Origin of the sequence: Amygdalobacter nucleatus, assembly GCF_029167365.1 — a bacterium.
In the GTDB taxonomy this organism is placed as follows: domain Bacteria; phylum Bacillota; class Clostridia; order Saccharofermentanales; family Fastidiosipilaceae; genus Amygdalobacter; species Amygdalobacter nucleatus.
The window spans coordinates 525,157-545,000 of record NZ_JARFNM010000001.1 but is presented as its reverse complement, the minus strand read 5'-3'; the positions used below and the strand labels follow the sequence as shown (position 1 = coordinate 545,000).

Annotated in this window: 15 protein-coding genes (1 of these 15 running past the window's edge); 7 read left to right on the top strand and 8 right to left on the bottom strand. The window is 39.0% G+C overall.

Annotation, left to right across the window (positions count from 1 at the left end):
• Together arcC and argF are read right to left on the bottom strand one after the other, a co-directional pair.
• Nucleotides 1-490 carry the 5' portion of a carbamate kinase gene (gene arcC, locus PYS62_RS02455; protein ID WP_066713099.1) on the bottom strand. It extends 437 nt beyond the left edge of the window, so the window shows 490 of its 927 coding nt (coding positions 1-490); its start codon is at nucleotides 488-490; its stop codon lies beyond the left edge, outside the window.
• Between the two features lie 69 nt (nucleotides 491-559).
• On the bottom strand, nucleotides 560-1,552 hold the full coding sequence (gene argF, locus PYS62_RS02450; RefSeq protein ID WP_066713087.1) for an ornithine carbamoyltransferase: 993 nt from the start codon (nucleotides 1,550-1,552) through the stop codon (nucleotides 560-562).
• Between the two features lie 250 nt (nucleotides 1,553-1,802).
• Here argF and PYS62_RS02445 point away from each other — a divergent pair, with 250 nt between their 5' ends.
• The 6 genes from PYS62_RS02445 (at nucleotide 1,803) to sufB (ending at nucleotide 8,811) form a co-directional block, all read left to right on the top strand.
• Nucleotides 1,803-3,281: a helix-turn-helix transcriptional regulator gene (locus tag PYS62_RS02445; protein ID WP_066713084.1), complete on the top strand. Its 1,479-nt coding sequence runs from the start codon at nucleotides 1,803-1,805 to the stop codon at nucleotides 3,279-3,281.
• Nucleotides 3,282-3,470: 189 nt separating this feature from the next.
• Nucleotides 3,471-4,253: a Fe-S cluster assembly ATPase SufC gene (sufC, locus tag PYS62_RS02440; protein ID WP_066713081.1), complete on the top strand. Its 783-nt coding sequence runs from the start codon at nucleotides 3,471-3,473 to the stop codon at nucleotides 4,251-4,253.
• Between the two features lie 12 nt (nucleotides 4,254-4,265).
• Entirely contained in the window at nucleotides 4,266-5,534 is a 1,269-nt protein-coding gene (locus PYS62_RS02435) for a SufB/SufD family protein (RefSeq protein WP_066713078.1), read from the top strand.
• On the top strand, nucleotides 5,534-6,790 hold the full coding sequence (locus PYS62_RS02430; protein ID WP_066713074.1) for an aminotransferase class V-fold PLP-dependent enzyme: 1,257 nt from the start codon (nucleotides 5,534-5,536) through the stop codon (nucleotides 6,788-6,790). The genes PYS62_RS02435 and PYS62_RS02430 overlap by 1 nt, the downstream gene beginning before the upstream one ends.
• Before the next feature lie 21 nt (nucleotides 6,791-6,811).
• Nucleotides 6,812-7,324 carry a Fe-S cluster assembly sulfur transfer protein SufU gene (gene sufU / locus PYS62_RS02425; RefSeq protein WP_066713072.1) on the top strand — a complete coding sequence of 171 codons (513 nt, stop codon included), beginning with the start codon at nucleotides 6,812-6,814 and terminating at the stop codon, nucleotides 7,322-7,324.
• Between the two features lie 71 nt (nucleotides 7,325-7,395).
• On the top strand, nucleotides 7,396-8,811 hold the full coding sequence (gene sufB, locus PYS62_RS02420; RefSeq protein WP_066713107.1) for a Fe-S cluster assembly protein SufB: 1,416 nt from the start codon (nucleotides 7,396-7,398) through the stop codon (nucleotides 8,809-8,811).
• An 84-nt stretch (nucleotides 8,812-8,895) separates the two neighbouring features.
• Here sufB and PYS62_RS02415 read toward each other — a convergent pair whose 3' ends face one another.
• The gene (locus PYS62_RS02415) at nucleotides 8,896-10,131 is read right to left on the bottom strand and encodes an MFS transporter (RefSeq protein ID WP_066713069.1); all 1,236 of its coding nucleotides are present in this window, start codon (nucleotides 10,129-10,131) and stop codon (nucleotides 8,896-8,898) included.
• Between the two features lie 433 nt (nucleotides 10,132-10,564).
• On the bottom strand, nucleotides 10,565-13,177 hold the full coding sequence (gyrA, locus tag PYS62_RS02410) for a DNA gyrase subunit A (protein ID WP_082714273.1): 2,613 nt from the start codon (nucleotides 13,175-13,177) through the stop codon (nucleotides 10,565-10,567).
• Nucleotides 13,178-13,363: 186 nt separating this feature from the next.
• Here gyrA and PYS62_RS02405 point away from each other — a divergent pair, with 186 nt between their 5' ends.
• Entirely contained in the window at nucleotides 13,364-14,095 is a 732-nt protein-coding gene (locus PYS62_RS02405; RefSeq protein WP_066713067.1) for a tRNA threonylcarbamoyladenosine dehydratase, read from the top strand.
• Here PYS62_RS02405 and PYS62_RS02400 read toward each other — a convergent pair.
• From PYS62_RS02400 to PYS62_RS02385, 4 genes are read right to left on the bottom strand one after another with little or no spacing between them, the layout of a single operon-like run.
• Entirely contained in the window at nucleotides 14,087-15,766 is a 1,680-nt protein-coding gene (locus tag PYS62_RS02400; protein ID WP_066713065.1) for a hypothetical protein, read from the bottom strand. The two genes, PYS62_RS02405 and PYS62_RS02400, sit on opposite strands and share 9 nt — an antisense overlap.
• A gap of 30 nt (nucleotides 15,767-15,796) precedes the next feature.
• On the bottom strand, nucleotides 15,797-16,567 hold the full coding sequence (locus PYS62_RS02395) for a GtrA family protein (protein ID WP_066713062.1): 771 nt from the start codon (nucleotides 16,565-16,567) through the stop codon (nucleotides 15,797-15,799).
• Nucleotides 16,548-17,231, bottom strand: a complete 684-nt coding sequence (yfbR, locus tag PYS62_RS02390; protein WP_066713060.1) for a 5'-deoxynucleotidase — start codon at nucleotides 17,229-17,231, stop codon at nucleotides 16,548-16,550. Before yfbR ends, PYS62_RS02395 begins: the two co-directional genes overlap by 20 nt.
• Nucleotides 17,232-17,239: 8 nt before the next feature.
• Entirely contained in the window at nucleotides 17,240-19,819 is a 2,580-nt protein-coding gene (locus tag PYS62_RS02385) for an ATP-dependent helicase (protein ID WP_066713059.1), read from the bottom strand.
• Between the last annotated feature and the right edge of the window lie 25 nt (nucleotides 19,820-19,844).

Here is a 19,844-nt window from a genome sequence, read left to right as displayed (position 1 = left end):
GCATTGGTGAAGGAACAACTTGGCGATAGCCTCGACCTGCATCTTCAATAAAAGTCAGGCCTTTCGCTTGCATCTGTTCTGCTTCTTCTTTTGTATAGAAATTGCCAACTGGCTTGGTTGGATTTTGGAAAGCTGGATCGTTTTTGTCTACTTCAACTTGTGTAACTACAGTTGCAACAGGCCGATTTATGTTGCGTTGAGCGTACTCATTTTGAATAGCTTGTTGCAAATGGTAACCAATATAGCCTTGGCTCATCGCACCACATTCTTTGAGTGCAGCGTATGGTACTTTCGCTTCATGTTTGTGGCCGCTATCCATACCTAATTTGATCATACCTACTTGTGGGCCATTGCCATGGGCAATAATCAAATCGTTACCAGCTTCGGCTAAATCGACAATCGCGCTAGCTGCTTTTTGCACAGCTCTTAACTGTTCTTCAGGGCTTTGGCCCAAGGCATTTCCGCCCAATGCTACGACTATTCTTGCCATTATTCACCTCTAAATCTAAATAAGGAGCCAAGGCTGTATAAGCCTTGGCTACATAGCAATAATATTCGATTACTTCAATGTTGCATACATGATAGCTTTGATCGTATGCATTCTGTTCTCAGCTTCCTCGAAAACTACAGACTTATCAGACTCAAAGACCTCATCTGTAACTTCCATTTCCTTTAAGCCGAATTTCTCATAAATCTGTTCGCCAATGACAGTCTTACGATCGTGGAATGATGGCAAGCAATGCATGAAAATAGCTTCAGGATCAGCATTATCCATAACTGCCTTGTTGACCTGATATGGTGACAAGAGCTTAATTCTCGTTTCCCAAATCTCATCTGGCTCACCCATAGATACCCAGATATCTGTGTAAAGGACATGCGCGCCTGTGGTAGCTTTCTTAACATCAGACTCTAAGGTAACTGTGCTACCTTGACGCTTAGCAATTTCTCTAGCCTTTTCAACTAATTCAGCTTTTGGGAATAATTCACTTGGCGCACAAGCTGTGAAGTTCACACCTGTCATAGCGCAAGCAATCATCAAAGAGTTAGCAACGTTGTTACGCGCATCACCCATAAAGACGAAATTCAAGCCCTTCAAATGTCCAAAATGCTCTTCGATTGTCAATAAGTCTGCAATCATCTGAGTTGGATGGAAATCATCTGTCAAGCCATTCCAAACTGGAACGCCAGCGTATTTAGCTAATTCTTCAACTAATTGTTGGCTGAAGCCACGGTACTCAATACCATCATACATTTTGCCAAGGACACGCGCTGTATCAGCAATTGATTCTTTCTTACCCATCTGTGATGAACCTGGATCAAGGTATGTAACACCCATTCCTAAGTCCATACCAGCTACTTCAAATGAGCAACGCGTACGTGTTGACGTTTTTTCAAAGAGAAGAACAATGTTTTTGCCTTGTAAGTGACGATGTGGTGTACCAGTACGTTTTAAATTCTTAAAGTCTTTAGATAAATCCAGTAGATAGCGCACATCATTTGGCTCGAAATCTAATAATTTCAAAAAGGATCTACCGCTTAAATTCTTAGCCATTCTAACACCTCCATATTTATGTTTCAGCTCTGCTGAAAATTATAACTGATACTGTTAGTATAAGTTGACGGGAATTAACTGACAAGACATTTTGCCTGTATCAATTTTTCTATTGGCCCATAATTGTATATTATGCTAAAAGCATCTTGCTTTTTAATTAGCATTTATCTACAATTTGTATTAATAAATAATTGTTTTAATGCAATATTTGGCTATTTAGCAAAACAATTGCAAGTTTGAGAGGTAATTTATGCCTAAACGAACGCGTTGGAGCAAAACCATGACAGACAAGTCGGATAATAATTTCATCAAGACACAGGAAGTCATGTTCAACAACATTGCAACTTATGAGCAACAATGTGACGTAGCTCCTACTAATCCTTTGCTACATCAAACCGCTCGCTTTTTGTATGTCAGAGAAGGCGAAGGCGTAATAAAGATCAAACAAGAACTTTATAATATCGAACGAGATAGCCTCGTGGTATTGATGCCATGGCAAGTTAGTGAAATTGTTGAAGTTAAAACACCGCTTTTTTATGATTTGATCACTTTTAATTTCACTTTCTTAGACTACCTCTTGAAGCACAATCTAAATTATCGTGGCAGCCAGGATCAATTGCGTGACACTTTGTATGGTATCAGTTGTGTAAATTTGGATCCTGCTGCTAGCAAATATGTCAGTTACATTTTCAATGAAATTGCCTTAATGCTGGAATGTAAGCAGATTAACAATGTAAGTGCTCAGGTAGAATCAGCTATTAATAATCACTCGTTTAATCGCAACTATCGTTCGACTTATTTGGGTATACCAAGTGGCCGTCTCAATGTTTTACAAGAAGTAAGTAATTACTCTTTGAATATTTTTCAAAGCGAGGCACAAAAAGAGCTTGTTAAAGCAGATCACAAAAGTCATCATAATGTCTGGGAAACAATTAGATTAACGGCTAAGATGATCGATTTGCTGGCCTTTTACATGCAGTTAGCAACTTCGCGCGAAGCTGTTGTTTTGCCAGCAGATACAGCGCCAAGCAATTATAATAGTCGTTCAATCTTTCAATACATTTATAACAATCTGATTTATCACCCCTCTATTGAGGATGTAGCAGGCAAATTTATGATGTCAAGTTCAACGCTTGACCGTTATATTCGTAAGACTACGGGTGAAACTTTTGCCTCTTTGACTAAGACGATGAAGGTCATCAAAACTATTGACTACATTATATATACTGAGTTCACTTTGGATGAAATTGCGCATTTGATGGGCTATACCGATGCATCGTATATATCAAAATTAGTTTTCGAACGGACAGGTAAACATACACAAGATATTCGTAACGACTCAACTTTAATCACGCTGGTTAAGCATGATAGGAATTTGCAACTAGCTAAGAAAATTGAAAATTATCTGTATGAACATTTCTCTGAGGAAGTTTCAGCTAGCTTAGTGGCAACTATTTTCGATATTTCAGTCAATCAGCTGAACACGATTTTGCAAGTTGCCTACGAACGTAATTTCTATGATTTGCTCATGTATATTCGTTTAACTAAAGCCAGTGTTCTACTGACAACAACGGATTTGGATGTTATGGATATTTCCTATCGTGTTGGTTTCAACTCAACCAAAACGTTCGTAAGGAACTTCATAAAAGCCTATGACATTACACCGAGCAAATTCAGAAATAAAACGATTTTGCAAGATGCTAATTTTACAAATGAAATGAGCAATTAAGCACCTAATATAGCTTCCCTCTTTGCTTAATTGGCTCTGAGGGATTTTTATGCCTAATTAATTAAAATATGTCGCCAGGCATGTCTCCTACTTGAATTTCGCTGTTTTTTACTTGCCCACACCTTCTAAAGTAACTAAAATTAAGTGTGATATTATTTTTGATTACGTATAGAAAGATGAGGTCTAAATATGCAGCCAATTTTAGAAATAAAAGATTTGCACGCTTCAATTGCTAATAAGCAAATTTTGAAAGGTGTTAATCTCACGATAAAAGGTGGCGAAATTCATGCCATCATGGGGCCAAATGGTACTGGTAAGTCAACATTGGCGTCTGTCATTATGGGCCAACCTGATTACACAGTTGACAGCGGTATGATTGTTTTAAATCAACAAAATGTTTTAGCTATGACTGTAGATGAACGCGCTAGAGCAGGCATTTTTCTAGCTATGCAATACCCTGCTGCTATTCCTGGCGTAACTAACAGTGACTTTTTACGCACTTGCATGAATGTTAAACGTGAGGACAACCCAATTGGTATTTTCCCATTCCGCGCCAAATTGAAAAAAGCTGTCGAAGATCTTGAGATGAATCAAGATTTGCCAACTCGTTACCTAAATGAAGGCTTCAGCGGTGGCGAGATGAAACGCAATGAGATTTTGCAGATGAAATTGTTGGAACCTTCGATTGTTATCCTTGATGAAATTGACTCTGGTTTGGATATTGATGCTTTGAGAATCGTTGGCGAAAATATTATGCAAATGGCTAAAGAACGTGGCAAAGAAGTTGCGATTTTGATGATCACGCACTATCAACGTCTTTTGAACAGCGTACCACCCCATTTCGTCCACGTGCTTATGAATGGTAAGATCGTCAAGAGTGGCGATCGTAGTTTAGCCCTCAAGCTTGAAGATGAAGGTTATGAATGGTTAAGGGAAGAAGTTACCGCTGAAGATTACGCAGAAGAAAACTAAAGGAGGCTAATTGTGCTAGATTTATTACAAGCCAAATTGCCTTTTAACTTGAATGAAGATTTCTTAAAAGAGCAGGTTGGCAATTACCTTAATATGTATTTGTGTGCTGACAAACTTTGGTTAATTCACGACACAGATAAGGATTTGCTCCAAACAGCAGAGATGACTGTACCTGATCCAATTAACTACAAGCGCTTCAACCCGCCTCGTTGTGAGTTGAAAACGAAGGTTAAGGATCGTTACCCATTTTCTGGTCCAGAGCGTTCTTTTACATTAGATTTTGCCAAGTTAGCTCGTTTCTGTTCTGATTGGCAATTGGAGCAAAAAATTCTCCTCATCATTGATGAGAAAGCGCCTGGCAATACATTGATCAATCTGAAAGTGGCTAAGCAGGACGATTGGCAAATTAGTTGTTTGAATTTATCAAGCAATTCACATTGTGTCTATCTAGTCAGTGATCTTGCCCAATCTGCGCATTTGGAGGTTGATTGCTTGAGCATCACAAATATGCAATCAGCTGCTGAATTAAAAGCTACTTTGCCTGCCAATTTCAACGATGGCAAGCGTTTACGTGCTGAGCAAGGTTTCATCATCTACTCTGATGTAGCTAAAGATGCTAAGTTCAGTTCAACGAGCTGCAATTTCAAAGCTTCAAGTTTGAATGATGCTGTGGTTCACTTGAATGAAGATGGTGCTGAAGCTGAGGCTTATGCAGCGATGTTTGTCAATAATCAAGCTAGTCAAAGTACGCACCTGGAAATTCGCCATCATGCACCCCACACTACTTCATTTATGCTCTGTAATGGTGTTGTGCAAGCTAAATGTACAGGTGAATTTGTCGGCCGCGGTTATATTGATAAGGCATCTCACGGTACAAATTGCCGTCAAGAGAGTCGTTTCTTAACACTAGATAAAACAGCTAAGGCTAAGACCTACCCGCTTTTAATCATCGATGAATATGATGTCATAGCTGGTCACGCTACTTCTGTCGGTCAACTTAATCCAGATGCTCTGTATTACATGCAAAGCCGTGGCTTAACTTCAGATTTGGCCAAAAAGTTGATGACAAGAGGTTTCTTAATTCCAGTTGTGGACCATTTCCAAAGTCAGCTCTTACAAAAATTGGGTATTAAGTTGCTTGAATGGCAGACTAACTACACTGCTAACAGTGAGGAAGAATTGGCTGAGCAAGCTGAATGGGCTAACTTAGCTTTAGAGAGTAATCAACAAGCTATTGACATAGACGAAGATAAAATTCTTAGCAATAAGGATGTAAATTAATGGAAGATTTTCTAAATCAGCCTGAATTAGCTTTGTGGCAAAGTGCTAAAAAAGAAATTCCTATGCTTGCAAAGACATTGCACGGCGAACGCTATGTTTATTTGAACAATGCCGCAACAAGTTTGAAGCCTAAGGTCGTTATCGATGCTATCCAAGATTATTACAGTAACTATGGTGTATCGATCTATCGAGGTACGGATGAATTCGCCCATAAAGCTGATGTCGCCTTTGAAAACTGTCGCTTGCATGTGGCGCGTTATTTGAACGCACCAAGAGCTGAAAATATCGTGTTCACACGTGGAACAACAGCTTCTATCAACTTAGTAGCTCTCAGTTATTTTGAGAAATACGTGCAAGCTGATGATGAAATTATCGTTTCGGCTATGGAGCATCACGCTAACTATTTGCCTTGGCAGCAACTTTGTCTACGCAAGCACGCCAAATTAATTTTGGCTCCACTCAACAAGGATGGTTTAATTGATTTAGCTGGCTTAGAAAAATTATTGAATGCTAAAGTTAAGCTCGTAGCTGTAGCTGGCGTTAGTAATTTAATGGGTGCTAAACAAGATATTAAAGCTATTTCTGACTTAGTACATACTAAAAGTTCAGCTTTACTGCTTGTAGATGCTGCACAATGGATTTTGCATGAGCGTATTGATGTGCAAGCACTTAACATTGACTTTTTAGCTTTCAGTGCGCATAAAATCTTTGGCCCAACTGGCTTAGGTTGTTTCTATGGTAAGTATGAGCTTTTAAAGGCCATGCCACCTCTTGAAACTGGTGGTGAAATGATTGACAAGGTCGATGTTTACACTTCAACTTTCAAAGATGCGCCGTGGAAATTCGAAGCTGGTACGATGCCAATTGCTGAGGTCATTGCCTTTGATAAGGCTTTGAGCTTCGTCGAAAAGTATGAATTAACTTCACACAACGGCGAAATAGCTAAGCTCACGGCTTTTGGCGTTTCTGAGTTAAGCAAGATCAAACACATTACGATTTACAATCCTAACAATGTGCAAAGTGGTATTATCGCTTTCAACGTAAACGGTGTGCATCCGCATGATGCCGCTTCCGTCTTTGCAAAAGCCGGAATTGGCTTAAGAGCTGGTAATCACTGTGCTCAACCGACTTTGCGCTGGCTGGGAATTGAAAATTGTCTGAGAGCAAGTTTGGCTTTTTTCAATACACAAGCTGATTTGGCTAAATTAGTCGAGGTGGCAAAAACTGCTAATGACTATCTCAGCGTTTTCTTTTAATTTGATGAAGTGAGGTAAGATATGCCGATTGATGAACAATTAATGAGAGAAGTGATTATGGATCATTATGAACATCCGCGTCATAATAGCCTATTAAACGATCCAAGTTATATTACTGTACGTTTGAAAAATCCTTCTTGTGGTGATGATTTAACTGTTCAATGCCAATTCAGTCAAGCTAAGGATAAGTCAGAGCAAGAGGCTAAGATCTCAGATATTCGACAAAAAGGTAGTGGCTGTTCCATCTGTTTAGCTTCCGCCTCCATGATGGCTGAATTACTTAATAACAGTTCGATCAAAGAAGCAGAAACAGCTTTGGCTAATTTCACCAAAATGGTACAGGCTGACGATTACGAAGCTGATGTACTCGGTGATGCGCAGGCTCTCTCAGGCATCAGTCACGTAATTCCCCGCATCAAATGTGCAAATTTGGCTTGGCAAGCTTTAAAAGCTGCCATTGATGCTCACATGAGCCAGGAAGCTAACGCTAAAGGAAAAGCTAACACCTCTATCGAAATGGAAATTAACGAATAATAGCAAAGGAGTTTTACATGTCGGATTTAAAGAAAGATATTGATTTTCTTACACCTGAAGAACGTATTGAAATGCAAACTGAGCAAAATCGTGAAGAAGCTAGCAAAATCAATCGTGACTATCGTTACGGCTTCAGCGATGGTGATGTCAGTGTTTTACAATTTAAACGTGGTTTATCAGAAGAAGTTGTACGCCATATTTCTAAAATCAAGAATGAACCTGAATGGATGTTACAATTCCGTTTAGATGGCCTAAGGAAGTTTGAAAAGATGCCATTGCCTGATTTTGGCGGTGATTTGAGCAAAATCGACTGGGATAGTTTCTGCTATTATTCCAAGCCAGATGATAATAAGGAAAATAGTTGGGATAAAGTTCCTGGTAAAATCAAGGAAACTTTTCAACGTTTAGGTATCCCAGAAGCTGAGAAAAACTTCCTCTGTGGTGTATCTAGCCAATATGACTCTGAAGTTGTCTATCACAAAGTACAGGATGAGTTAGCTAAGGACGGTGTTATCTTCCTAGATACTGAATCTGGTATGCGTGAGTATCCAGAATTGTTCCGTAAATATTTCGGCACAATTGTACCAACTGGCGATAACAAGCTGTCTGCTCTCAATTCTGCTTGTTGGTCTGGTGGCTCGTTCATTTACGTACCTAAGGGCGTAAAAGTTAAGCGGCCATTGCAAGCTTACTTCCGGATTAACGCTCAAAGTATGGGCCAATTTGAACGGACATTGATCATTGTCGACGATGATGCTGATGTGCACTATGTAGAAGGCTGTACTGCCCCAACTTATTCTGAAGATGCGATGCACTCTGGTGTTATTGAAATTTATATCGGCAAAAATGCGCGCTGCCGCTATACAACCATTCAAAACTGGTCTAATAACGTTTATAACTTGGTTACTCAGCGTGCCTATGTTGAAGAAGGCGGTTCAATGGAATGGGTCGATGGTAACTTGGGCGGTAAGTTAACCATGAAATATCCTGCTTGTATCTTAGCTGGTCCTTATGCTAAAGGTTCGGCTATCAGTATCGCTGTAGCTGGTGAAGGTCAGATTCAGAATGCAGGTTCTCGTATGATTCACCTAGCTCCTCACACTTCTTCAACGGTTATCTCCAAATCAATTGCTCGTGATGGTGGTGAGGCAACTTATCGTGGCACAATTGAGCATGGTGTTGATGCTAAGTATGCACGTACAAACGTCAGCTGCGATACTTTGATTTTGGACGAAAAATCCAAGTCAGATACCTTCCCGACTAACCGTATCAAGAACGGCGAAACGATGTTGCAACACGAAGCTACTGTTTCTAAGATTTCAGCCGAACAGCTCTTCTACCTTCAGTCGCGTGGCTTAACTGAGCAAAAAGCGTCCGAGATGATTATTATGGGCTTCATCGAGCCATTTACGCGTGAATTACCGATGGAATATGCTGTTGAATTGAACCAACTCATGCACTTAGATATGACTGGTGCGCAAGGTTGATGTTAATCTCCATGCTTTTAGTACTAAATAAGGCTCTGCTTAGCAGAGCCTTTCACTTATGCAATATTTAGTTTTTAGACTACTCTAACCTCTCTCCTCCTCTAACATGTTGACATAAATAAACATAAAGAGCATATATGCCAATCCAAGTAAACCAGAAACAATAAAGATGGCACTCAGATTAAAATGATCAAAGAGGACACCATATAGAAGATATGATACAGGTATAGCTGCTTTAACTATTGAATCTGACATTGCAAAGAAACGTCCTTGTATATGCTCTGGTATCTTCTTCTGCCAATACGTAAGTTGCGGAATCTGTCCAAATGACATACCAAAGCCAGCAATAAATACAAGTAAAAGCAAAATAAAAGCAAACAAATATGATTTTAGATTGAAAATGTACGTGCTCACTCCCAACAAAGTAATAACAAAGCAAGGAACCGTCCAAGTGTAAATAGTCTGTTTCAATAAGTTACCGCCTGGCTGTAAGGTCTGGTACAAAATAGAAGCTGTTAGCATACCAACTGGAAAAATAAAGTTCACCATGCCAAATATAAAGGGCTTATCATTAAAATTAGTTGACAAGATAAAGGGCAGACCGACATTAAACACACCCAAAAATAAGTTTAACAAAAACATGCAATTGTTCAAATGAAGTAGTATCTTGTTATTAGTTAAATATTTGAACATGTCCTTGATACTTAAGTCAGGTTCTTGCTCAGCCTCTGTATCTTTAGTTTGAACTTCATTAACTAATTTAATTTTGTAGATATAAATGACGCAGATAGATTCAATCACAATTTCAATCAATACAAAAGTTTGTACACTTAATAGCTTATAAAGCGCGCCACCTAAAAGCGGGGCTACCATGCTACAGATACCTCTAATAGTTTGACTGAGTGAATTGTAAGTGCCAAGCTCCTCCTCACTATTCACAATCTGCTTAGCAGCTGCAAATAAAACACTTGATACAAGCTCATCACATATAGCTAAGCAAACTGTCAAAACAACTATACTTATTGTCAGGTAAGCTTCACCATGTATATAGTGAAAGATAGCGAATACAGCAAGCGACAATATGCTTGCAAGTTGCCCTAATAGCATCAAGCGATTCTTCGCATATTTGTCAATAATCTTACCAATTGGATAAGCAGCAATCAAACCAACAATGCTCGTGGGTACAACAACCTGACTGAAAGACAAAGCACTATTTGTTACCTGTAAAACATACCAAGAAAGAATAAAAGCTAAGACGCCACTGCCAAGCTGACTAAGAATAAGTAATCCTGTTAAGTTCTTTTTCCAATTTCTCTGCATGCGGATACCTCCCATTGCCATAAACTATTATTTAGGTACAACTTGCCTGAATATCTTTTGCACATCGTTAAATTCACAATTCGTTGCAAATTAATTTAATTTATGCAAATTATACACATATCAGTCATATTTACAACTTTTTATGTTTAGTTTCGTTTTTTTCACAACGCATCTTCTTTTCGAGTGCAGCCATTGTATTAATCGAACAATTTTTCAGTATTCTTAAGATAATGCAATTAAAAATTATCTATCTTGCTTGCAAATAGGCGTGGTATAAATTAGTTCTAGCTAACAATCTTTTAAGCAAATGTAAATAACAGTTTACATAGTTTAGAAGCTGGCTATTCGTCTTAATTTCTAAAATCCAAAACAAAAGCCGACTCAATTTGAGTCGGCTCTCATGCTAATTCGTAAGTTTAAGCTTAATGTTCATTTAATCTGCTTGCGTGTTATTAGCTTCTGTAACATCAGCGTCTAAGTCAACCTGTTCGACTAAATTCTCAGCTTCATCTACTTCAGAATCTTCTGTATCACTATCTGAACTTGCTTCTTCATCAGCATGTTCAACTTTAGCTAGAGCTGCAAGCTTATCGTTACTACGCATCAGACGCAAGCCTTGCGTATTTCTCCCCTGCACATTGATCTCCTGGCTACTTATACGAATTGTCATACCAGAGTCATTAATCATGATGATGTCGTAATCACCACTTAACGAACAGACGGCTAAGACTTTGCCAGTCTTATCTGTACAGTTGTAAGCCTTAACGCCCATACCACCACGCTTAGCCAAACGGAAATCAGCATAATGTGAGCGTTTACCATAGCCAGCTTCAGTCAGTAAGAAGAGATCCTCACCTGACTGTTCAACTACAACCCCAATCAAGTAGTCACCATCACGCAGCTTGATACCGCGTACACCATAGGATTTACGACCAATTGGTCGAACGTCACTACTCAAGAAACGCATAGCCATACCATCATGGCTGACCATGAAGATAGTTGCATCAGCTGTTGCCAAAGCGCCCGCTACAAGCTCATCACCATCACGCAAAGCAAAGGCAATCTTGCCGTTCTTATTGATGTTCTTGAACTCACTCAGCTTCGTCTTCTTAATTAAGCCCTGCTTAGTGACTAAGATTAAGCTGCGCTTCTCCTCTGCTTCAGGCACTGCTAAAATCTCAACAATCTTCTCATTCGCATCAAGCTGTAAAAGATTAACGATTGCCATGCCTTTAGCTGTACGGGAAGCTTCATGAATTGCGTAAGCACGCAAGCGATAAACCTTGCCTAAATTACTAAAGAATAAAATATCGTCATGCGTCGAAGCTGTAATCATCTTATGGATACAGTCTTCTTCCTTAATCGTCATGCCACTAACACCCTTGCCGCCACGATGCTGCATATTGTAAGTATCAGGTGTCAAGCGTTTGATGTAGCCTTGCTTAGTTAGATTAATTAAGACTGTTTCTTCCTTGATCAAGCTCTCATCATCAATACCATCTACACCATATGGATCAATCTCAGTTCTCCTGTCATCACCATATTGTTCCATAACAGCTGTTATTTCTGTCTTCAAAACATTGTCCAAAACAGGTGGATTATCCAGAATATCGTGATAAGTGGCTATTTTAGCCGAAATTTCGTCATATTCAGCGTAAAGATTTTCTACTTCCAAGCCAGATAAGCGACCCAAACGCATATCAACAATATGCTGAGCTTGGCGATCTGAGAAATTGAAGCGAGCTTGTAAGTTGAGTTTGGCATCATTCTCACTCTTTGAACTACGAATGATTCTAATGATCTCATCAATATTAGCAACCGCAATCTTCAAGCCTTCCAGAATATGCTGTCTTAACTCAGCTTTCTCTAAATTAAACTGCGTACGGCGATAAATCACCTGACGTTGGTGATCAACATAGTACTGTAAGGCTGATTTCAATGTCAGCAATTCCGGTACTAAAGCGCCATCTTTGTTAGGCACAAGGGCTAACATGTGTGCATTAAATGCCTCTTGCATCTGAGAATTAGCATATAGCTGATTCAAAGTAACCAATGGATTAGCATCTTTCTTCAGCTCAAAGACGATGCGGACATCTTCGTTACGGTCAGATTCATCACGGATAGCAGAAATGCCAACGATTCGCTTCGCCTTGACTAATTCAGAGATTTTCTCCAACATTCTGGCCTTGTTCACCATATATGGCAAATCATGCACAACAATCCTAGCTGGTACTGTATCAATAATTTCAGCATTGGCACGTACAACAATACGGCCATGACCAGTTCGATAAGTCTCCTTGATTCCGCTAGTGCCAAGAATTATACCTGCTGTTGGAAAATCAGGGCCCTTTATGAATTGCATAAGTTCATCAACATCAGCCTCTGGATGTTCCATTAAATATATAGCTGCTTGAATTGTTTCGCGCATATTATGCGGTGGAATATTCGTCGCCATACCAACAGCAATACCAACTGAGCCATTCACTAAAATGTTAGGGAAATTAGTCGGTAAGACAACTGGTTCAACATGATGGTCATCAAAATTCGGGCGGAAATCAACAGTAGACTTGTTGATGTCTTGCATCATTGTTTCAGCCAATTTGGCCATTCTAGCTTCTGTATAACGATAAGCAGCTGGTGGATCGCCATCACGGGAACCGAAGTTACCATGACTATCTACCAACATATAACGCATCGAAAAGTCTTGAGCTAAACGAACCATGGCGTCATACACCGCAGCATCACCGTGTGGATGGAAACGGCTGATAACGTCACCAACTGTTGAAGCTGATTTACGATATGACTTATCAGAAGTATAGCCTTGCGTAAACATAGAATATAAGATACGGCGATGTACAGGCTTCAACCCATCTCTGACATCAGGCAATGCACGATCGGAAATAACGCTCATTGCATAGTCAATAAAGCTCTTGCGCATCTCTTCTTCCAAGTTCACAGGGACGACATTTGTGAGGTTGTCACGGAATGTCTGTTCAATTTGCAATTCTTGCGCTTTATCGCGCTCAGCCTTATATTTACCCTTCATTTATGCCTCCATCTATCTTACACATTATATCATATTTGCATTTTTAATTCATGGTCAATCAGCTGTTTGTGCCTAAATTTAGGGATTTAGACAAATTTCAAATTCAAACATTCTAAAGGAAGTTAGCCACTATTTAGCCCTATTTAAGCTATAATAAAAAATTAGCGAGCATGAACGAGGTAAGGTATGAACGATAAAGAAGCTGTATTTGAACGTAGTCAACTTTTATTAGGGAAAGAGAATATCGCAAGTTTACAAAAAGCTAAAGTCGCCGTTATCGGTTTAGGCGGAGTTGGTTCGTTTGTAGTTGAAGCTTTGGCGCGTTCAGGGGTAGGTCACCTGTTAATCATCGATCAAGATGTTTATCAAACCTCGAATCTCAATCGCCAACTTGGCGCTACAGTTGACAGTTTAGGCAAAAGTAAAGTTGAAGTTACAGCTAAACGTATTTCTGAAATTGCCCCTTTCTGTCAGGTGGAAGCAAAAGAGATGTTTTTGACTAAAGAAAGTGATTTGAGCTGCTTACAAAATTATGACTATATTGCCGATTGTATAGATACAGTCTCTAGCAAAATTGCCTTGGCTGTTTATTGCCATGAGCATCAACTAAAATTAATCAGCGCGATGGGAACAGCGCGCAAATTACAGCCTGAACTAGTCACAATCTGTGACCTTTATCAAACTAAATACGATAAATTGTGCAAAGTCATGCGTCACGAGTTAAGGCAATTAAAAGTCGACAAATTAACTGTCTGCTATTCACCTGAGCCATTACAAGCTTTAAGTGCTGAACTTGCGGCAATTAAACAAAAGCAAGTAGCCCAAAAAGTACCACTTGCTAGTTTAATTTTTGTACCAGCTACAGCTGGCTTACGTATTGCACATAAAATAATTACAGATTTGATTGACTTAAACTAAATTAGCCTTCTCCTCTTCACTTAAGCCCTCTAGGCGAATTTTCTCAAATTCAGCTTTGTGTTGTTCCGGGTCAAAGCGCTCTAAGCTAACTAGCTCATCAGCCTTGATATTGTGTTCAAATAAGAACCAATCTGGGAACACCTGACAAGCTTCAAGCGATAAAGCCTGCATAATTTCCACAAAATTGTGGCCTTGTAAAACTTTATCAGCATACAAAGCATTAGCTACTTGCTCTGGATAGCGGAAAATTGAAGCATTAACAAAAACTAAACCTAACTCATCAGTCGAATTAATGTTTTCATAATATTTCAAATAAACTGCAAAGGCTAAAACTGAGAGCGGTGGCAGCATTAAATCAAAGCGATCATACAAATTAAGCATTAACTTTGCTTCATTCTTATCTGTATAAAGCTCAGCTAACACAACCCCATTAATATTGTGCTTGGCTACTAAAGGTAATTGCAAAGTGCCTTTGCGCGCAAAGTCATTCAATAAAGCTATCGAACGTTGATTGTCACGGCTATTAAATTCAAACAACATACGTTCTAATTGGACTGGCAATTCAAACGTATTGTGCTTGCCTTTAACTTCGTAATTGCCAAAGCGAACCAATTCGCTTAGCATATTGCCACGTTTACCAGCCAAATAAATCTTGCCAACGACTGGGCATATGATTTTGCTATAACAAGCTGCTAGTAACAGATAACCTTGTTTAGCGGGCAAGAATAAATTGACTGTCCGATAGCCTTTTTTAGGCTCAGGTTTGGGTGTAACTATTTGGGAATCTTTATTTCGCTTATAATCGTCAGCCTCATCAACTGGCTCAATTTGAGGCCATAAATCTGCTTGTTTTGCCAAAGGTAAACTTGCTAACAAGGCAAGTTGTAAGCAACTTGCAATTAATACCGCTGGCAAGCTATCTAGGGTTGACAAAGTTGGAGCTGGATAATCTGAAGCCAAATTACCCGTGTTGTCGCTAGTTAATGTAGCTTCTGTTTCCTGCTCACTTTCTAAGTGTTTATCTGCTTTTGCTAACTGCGCTTTGATTAAGTTCAAACGACTAGCAAACAGATTAATTGTTGGCAAGCTCAAAGCATTATCTACAGCTTTTAGCTTAACATGCTCAACCCGATCGCTAATGGATTTATGAATTTGTGGGTCAATACGCTTGGGGTTGTAATAAAGCGTGATTTTCGGCCAATTAAGCTCCTCTAAAGCCTTGACTAATGCCGAGAAACTACTATTGCCAAGATTATGTTCTAACAGAACAATTTCCCGTTCATCATTGCGTTTTTGTAAAGCAGCAACTTGCAAATCTAAAAGTAAAGGCAAAATATAGTCATAGATGCTACCGGTGCTAAGTTTGTCCAATTCAGCCAAATAGACTGGCATATAATGATTAAATGGTTTTAAATCAGGTAATGTATCTAGCTTGCCATAATGCTTCTTAACAAGCTTATATAACTCCTTGGCACTAAAGCTAGGAAAATAATGCAAAAGCAAATGGCTGACGCGCTCTGACAAAGGTAATTTGCCTAAGCCTTTCAAATCAGCTGCGCTCAGTTCTGGCAACGTAGCAGGCACATAATAACCTGCTTCTAAATCTTCGACCGTAACTAAAAGTTCCAAGTCACTGATCGTCTGCATCGTCCGAATATGTAAATATTCCATCTAATCTCTTTCCATTCTACAAACTATAAGTTATTTTACCTTACTTTGCTTAAAGACAAAAATTTTACTCAAAATATAGTTAATAACTACAACCATAAAGGCTGTCGAAATTTTAGCCAAATCTAAATTCAATTTGACGACATCTGCCAAAAAGGCCATCAATAAATATTCGCACAACAAGCTACTTAAAATACGTGAACTCACAAAGCGTTCAAACTCTGGCCAAATTGGGCCATGACTACAAAATACGTATTGGCGATTAACCCAAAAGGCAAATAGTAAGCTCAATCCAAATGAAATCGTCTGAGGTACAAGCCAGTATTTGTAGCCATAAAAATTAAAGATGCTGCTAAAGAGGCTAAAGGAGCCAACTGAAACAACAGTTGTTAATGCGCCAAAGAAAAGGTAAAAAGTTAGTTCTCTTTCTAAGCCCAAAAGAATTAGGGTTCCAAAATAAGCAGCTAAATATAGGCATAAAATGCAGAACCTCAAGTTTGGCCATAAGCTAGCTAAATTCAGGCGATCAATATAAATCAAAGCTGTAGTTGGGAAAATCAGCCATAGCAAAATGGTAAAATTAACCCGCCATTTGCTGACTGTCTTAGGCCAAGCCAGAGCAACATAAATACTAACTAGGCAGCTTGCTAGAGCAAGCACAATATAACTAGCTAAAAACGAACAGTATTTCAGGCCAACTAAGCAGATAAGGTAGCTTAGTAAAGATATGGCTAACAGATTTTCAAGGCGCTTAAACGTCAAAAGCTGCTTGTCAAAAATAAGTTTATTTAATTCTGTATTCATCTTTTAAGATACTACTCTCTTTTGATTCTTCATCTAAGCTTTGCTTATTCAAATCATCTAACGATAAAGCATAGGCTGGTACAAAATGGGAAACAAAATAATCAGCTTCTGGCAATTTTAAGGCTTGAATGCGTTTGCGTGTCTTAGCTTCAGCCTGCTTAAACTCTTCATTACCTAAGGCTAATTCTTGCATACATTTAATTAAGGCACTGATTTTGTCGGCCGCTTTGACAAACAAGCGAGCTAGGCACTGTTCATCTGTCTTGTGCTCAGGGCAAATAAATTTTAGATAAACTGGCTGTAATTTAGCAGGTAATAGATCAATTAATCTGTTAGCTGCAATCGATTCAACCAAGGAATAGGCCTGCTTAAGTTCTGGATTATAGTACTTAACAGGCGTTGGCAAATCGCCAGTAATAACTTCCGTAGCATCATGCAGTAATGCCATCTGTAAAAGATTGGCTAAATCCAAATGAATTTCAGATTGCTTACATTCAACTAATTTCTGTTCCCGAATGTAATAAAGTGCTTGCACAATCAAAGCTACCTGATATGAATGTTCGCAGACATTTTCACTTTCTCTGCATTGCATCAAACTCCAGCGCTCAATTAAATGCAAACGATTTAGCATTGCGTAAAATGTATATTGCTTATTATCTTCCATAAACACTCCTAAATAGCGTGTAAATGCGCTGTTTTAGCCATCATTCGCTTAGTTTCACCATTATTAAATTGCAAAACTAAAATAGCATCACCTGCAACTGGCTCAATCTGTTTAACAGTCGCAATTCCCAAGCGGCTATGCTTAACCTGCTGATTTACTTTAATATCAGCTAGTTTAAGTTCATCTTTGCTTTGCTTACTTGCTAAACTGGTCAACTTTGCTGAACTTGAACCAGCTACCTTATTGGCTTTGATGCGTTTCAGTTGGCTCATAGCGTCACTTACAGCAGGTTTAGGCTTAACTTGCGTAGAATTAAGCGGCTCAATACTAATTGGCGCCTGTCTTCTAATTGACCAAGTTGAATTTCCGCTATAATTGCCACCGTTATTCCCGCCATAATTGCGGCCAAATGAGCCTCTTTTCGTATCGTTATAAGCGAAAAGATCGTAATCGTCATTCTTGCGACTAGCATATTTCTCTTGTATCAGCTCTTTAGGGATTTCTTTGACGAAACGTGACAAGAGATTATACGTCGTACTACCATATAGCAAACGTTCAGCTGTCGAAGTTAAGCACAAGTTCTGGCGCGCTCTAGTTACACCTACATACGCTAAACGTCTTTCTTCTTCTAAGCCAGCTTGCGTACTGAGTGAGCGAGCACCAGGGAAAATATTTTCTTCCATGCCGACAATATAAACGTTGTTAAACTCTAAGCCTTTAGCAGCATGTAAAGTCATCAAGCTAACAAAATTTCCATCTGTATCGTTACTTGCAGCTTGGTTCAATGCCGTCATTGCTAAATAATCCTGTAAATCAGTCTTAAGTGACTTGTTAGGCAAATTAGCCTGGGCTATTTCAGCAATCTCAATTTGGCCAGCTGTTTCATGCTCTACTTCATCAGCTTGGACAAAGGCTAAGAGATCATTCGATCTGAGTTCTGCTTGTTCCGCTTCTGAGAAATCTAGAGTTTCAATTTTAGATTGAGCTGTAAAATCAAGCGCATCAGACAACATTTCTTTCAAATTTTCAATTCGTTGCGCTGCATCTTCCTGGCCCTTTTCCATCTGATTGATAATTTCTTCAACCAAACCGCTCTCATTCTGCACATACTCAATGTAAGAACTCAAAGTAAAATCACTGTTCTGTAAACTTTTACGTAAATTAACAATCAAGGTGTAAAAGCTTAAAAGCTTTAACTTCACTTTGGCTAGCTCTGGATAGCAGTCAGCTTTAGCACAAATTTCCATAGCAGAAGCTTGTGCTTGTTTGGCTAAAGCCAATACTTTCTCAACCGTGGTTAAACCAATTTGACGTTTAGGACAGTTAATAATTCTTAAAAAGGCTAAATCATCTTTAGAGTCAGCAATTAAGCGCAGATAAGCCAAAACATCTTTGATTTCTTTACGCTCATAGAAACGCTGACCGCCATAAATTCGGAACGGAATTTTCGCTTTCAATAAGGCTAATTCTAAGTTACGCGATAAAGCGTTCACACGATAAAGAATAGCAAAATCAGAATACGGGCTCTTTGTTTGCTGTTGCTTGGTTTGAATGTCATTCACAACATAATTAGCTTCATCTTGTTGATTAACAGCCTGATAATAGCTAAGCAATCTACCAGCTCCTGCCTCTGTCCATAAAGCTTTATCTTTACGCTGCTGATTGTGTTGAATGATACTGTTAGCAGCTCTTAAAATATTACCAGTTGAACGATAGTTTTGTTCAAGCTTAATTACCTTGGCATCTGGAAAATCACGTTCAAAGTTGAGGATAATGCTGACATCAGCGCCTCTAAAAGCATAAATTGACTGATCATCGTCACCCACAACACATAAATTGCGATGCTTAGCGCTTAACATATGAATAAGCTGATATTGCGCAAAGTTCGTATCTTGATACTCGTCAACAAAAATGTATAAAAAGCGCTTTTGGTACACCTCTAAAACAGCTGGCTCTTGGCTGAACAAAAGGTAGGCATTCAGCAACAAATCATCAAAATCCATTGCATTCAAATTCTTCAAAGCTGCCTGATAATCAGCATATAAAGGCTGACAGAGTTTGGCTGCACCATCTAAGCAACGCTGTGGATTAGGATATTTGCTTAAAAATTCCTCTACAGTTAAAAGCTTGTTCTTCTGCTTCGAAATAGCATGCAAAACGGCTTTTGGCTCGTAAACGTCACGGTCTAACTTTTTATCGGCAATCAAATTCTTCAATAACTTCGCTTGTTCATCTGTATCTAAAATCTGAAAATTAGACTGGTAGCCAAGTAACGGTGCAAATTGCCGTAAAACCTTAACCATTACAGAGTGGAAAGTACCAATCCACATTCTTGAAGTATCGTCACCTACCATTTGGCCGATACGCTCTTTCATCTCAAGCGCCGCCTTGTTTGTAAAAGTTAAAGCCATTATCTGTTGTGGAAGTATACCTAAATCCTTAATTAAATGACTGATACGATAAGTGATAACACGGGTTTTACCAGATCCAGCTCCTGCCAATATAAGTAACGGGCCTGTGCCATAAAGTACAGCTTGGCGCTGATCCTGATTTAATTCATTGTATAAGCTTTGATTGTTCGCATTCATGCCTCAAATTATAACAATTAAAGCT

Coding starts and splice junctions, on each gene's coding strand:
- PYS62_RS02445 (WP_066713084.1), top strand. CDS start 1,803: ATGCCTAAACGAACGCGTTGGAGCAAAACCATGACAGACAAGTCGGAT.
- sufB (WP_066713107.1), top strand. CDS start 7,396: ATGCAAACTGAGCAAAATCGTGAAGAAGCTAGCAAAATCAATCGTGAC.
- gyrA (WP_082714273.1), bottom strand. CDS start 13,177: ATGAAGGGTAAATATAAGGCTGAGCGCGATAAAGCGCAAGAATTGCAA.
- yfbR (WP_066713060.1), bottom strand. CDS start 17,231: ATGGAAGATAATAAGCAATATACATTTTACGCAATGCTAAATCGTTTG.
- sufC (WP_066713081.1), top strand. CDS start 3,471: ATGCAGCCAATTTTAGAAATAAAAGATTTGCACGCTTCAATTGCTAAT.
- argF (WP_066713087.1), bottom strand. CDS start 1,552: ATGGCTAAGAATTTAAGCGGTAGATCCTTTTTGAAATTATTAGATTTC.
- sufU (WP_066713072.1), top strand. CDS start 6,812: ATGCCGATTGATGAACAATTAATGAGAGAAGTGATTATGGATCATTAT.
- PYS62_RS02405 (WP_066713067.1), top strand. CDS start 13,364: ATGAACGATAAAGAAGCTGTATTTGAACGTAGTCAACTTTTATTAGGG.
- PYS62_RS02430 (WP_066713074.1), top strand. CDS start 5,534: ATGGAAGATTTTCTAAATCAGCCTGAATTAGCTTTGTGGCAAAGTGCT.
- PYS62_RS02415 (WP_066713069.1), bottom strand. CDS start 10,131: ATGCAGAGAAATTGGAAAAAGAACTTAACAGGATTACTTATTCTTAGT.
- PYS62_RS02395 (WP_066713062.1), bottom strand. CDS start 16,567: ATGAATACAGAATTAAATAAACTTATTTTTGACAAGCAGCTTTTGACG.
- PYS62_RS02385 (WP_066713059.1), bottom strand. CDS start 19,819: ATGAATGCGAACAATCAAAGCTTATACAATGAATTAAATCAGGATCAG.
- PYS62_RS02400 (WP_066713065.1), bottom strand. CDS start 15,766: ATGGAATATTTACATATTCGGACGATGCAGACGATCAGTGACTTGGAA.